The sequence below is a fragment of the Variovorax sp. P1_H2 genome, assembly GCF_056405295.1.
Map to the genome: position 1 here is coordinate 1 of NZ_JBFUCJ010000263.1, position 1,910 is coordinate 1,910.

The 1,910-nt window shown below is 46.3% G+C and carries 3 protein-coding genes; all 3 read left to right on the forward strand.

Annotation, left to right across the window (positions count from 1 at the left end; translation table 11 throughout):
* Nucleotides 1–383 (forward strand): hypothetical protein (locus AC1D2E_RS35655; protein ID WP_478201767.1); only part of this gene is annotated, 383 nt, incomplete at its 5' end.
* Nucleotides 349–1,152: a nitroreductase family protein gene (locus AC1D2E_RS35660; protein WP_478201768.1), complete on the forward strand. Its 804-nt coding sequence runs from the start codon at nucleotides 349–351 to the stop codon at nucleotides 1,150–1,152. The genes AC1D2E_RS35655 and AC1D2E_RS35660, both read left to right, overlap by 35 nt.
* A gap of 2 nt (nucleotides 1,153–1,154) precedes the next feature.
* The coding region (locus tag AC1D2E_RS35665; RefSeq protein WP_478201769.1) for a YcaO-like family protein at nucleotides 1,155–1,910 on the forward strand (756 nt) is incomplete at its 3' end.

Sequence of the window (1,910 nt, forward strand, 5' to 3'; positions counted from 1 at the left end):
TAAAGAATCTAGGCCTACCATCACATTTCAGTCATATCGCAAAATGGCGAGATCTTGAAAAAAACACAAGCAATAACTCCGGCTGGCTAGAATTGTTCGATCTCTTTCTTACTCAAGGATGCGCATTTAACAATCCATACCGAACGATGGAAGTTGAATTGAATCTCGCGGCCTTTCATCTTCTCAAGAAGATAATCGAGTTCACCGGAATAACCAATCATCCACCCCATCTCAACGATATGCCCCGTGCAAAACGAGTCGACCTGTCGACCGGGAGCTACTCAAGCGAAATAGTAGCCGCATGGCAGCATGAAGAGCCAAACCTCACCCAGCGCACTGGAGACGAACGTGAAAATTCCCCATCAACGCTATTCAGAAATTAGCCAAGACGATGTTCACGATAATATAAGTGCATTTCATGCACAACAGCAGTATTTGCTAATCCAAGGCCTGAAAGAACGTGGACAGTTGCTGGCGAACCTCGATCCTGCGAAACTCACTGACTTTGTCGGCAAAGAAATAGAATTCTGGCCGGGCATGCCGGGAGAGATCACGCTCCCCGCACCGCAACGCGAGAATGCGGCGTTAGTTCGAAAAAATTCAAAAACAGGACTTTCCAGCAACCAAGAAATCTCGCTTGGGAAAATAAGCCAATTCCTCTCAGATGCATTGACAAGGAAAACTCCAGCCGAAGGGGAAATTCCACGGCGACTGTATCCATCCGGTGGAGGTCTTTATCCAGTCGAAGTTTTTATCTGCCGACTTTCTCAAAAAATCAAAGACTGGCCAAACGATCACCCTGTTTTTCACCTCAAAGCAAACTCTAGAGAACTCGAGTCGATGCAAGCAAGCGCCTCGATCGAAGAATTAAGAGACAGTCTCTCCGGTTACGACGAAGATATCGGATACCCTTATTTTGCACTTGTCTACTGCATACATCTAGACAAGGCCATATTCAAATACAAGTATCGCGGATATAGAAACGCATTAATGGAAGTTGGTTCAATGTATCAACTGTGCGATCTCTATTCAAAAGAATTTGATATGAGAAATCGAGTCTGGGCGGGCTTCTACGATGGCTTGGTCGCCAAACAATTAAACATAAATATCACCTCCGTGCTGCCCTGCGTCGCTCAGTTTTTCGGAGAATAAGAATGTATAAATTTCGCAGAATTAGCCGGTCCTCGATCGATCACCCGAATATATTCGTCGCCGAGAGTTCGGTAAATTTAGCGCTACCAAATACATCGTGGGCTATCGACAATTTCGGCCTTTCATCCAGCGGAATAGGTCGAGGCTTGTCGGGCATATTTGCCGGTTTGGGGGAGTTTCTCGAGCGCCGGCACTTTTCTTCTCAAGTCCCTATTTCAATTCGGGCCCGCTTGGCAGACGTCATGCCAGATAATGAACGAAGTGAATGGATACAGGCGCTGACGCAGACAGGGAATACAGAAGCATGCGATGTAGATCGGCATATCTTCCCTTTGACTCGAGTCATAAGCAAGCACGGGGACGAGAGAATGATACCAACTGCCACCATGAGAATATCATCTATTCCAGAATATACGCATGACGACTTTTTTCCCTACCGCGACACTTCAGGATGCAGCGCACATCTAAATCTTGAAGACGCAATATTGTCCTCAGTGAAGGAACAGATCGAACGACAATGCTTGCTCATCTTCTGGCTCACAGGAGCAGCTGGCCAAGCACTCCCGAACGRCATTGTCGAATTAGCATTAAACGACTATGCAGCCTTGTATAAAAAAATAACTCAGAATGGCACTCTATCTTTTTTCGATATTACGATCCCCGATTGTCCAGGGTATGCCATTTTGCTTGTCTACACGGGGGCAAAAAACACACTCGTCAAGTACTGCCCCGGATTGAGCTACTCACTGAACGTAGAC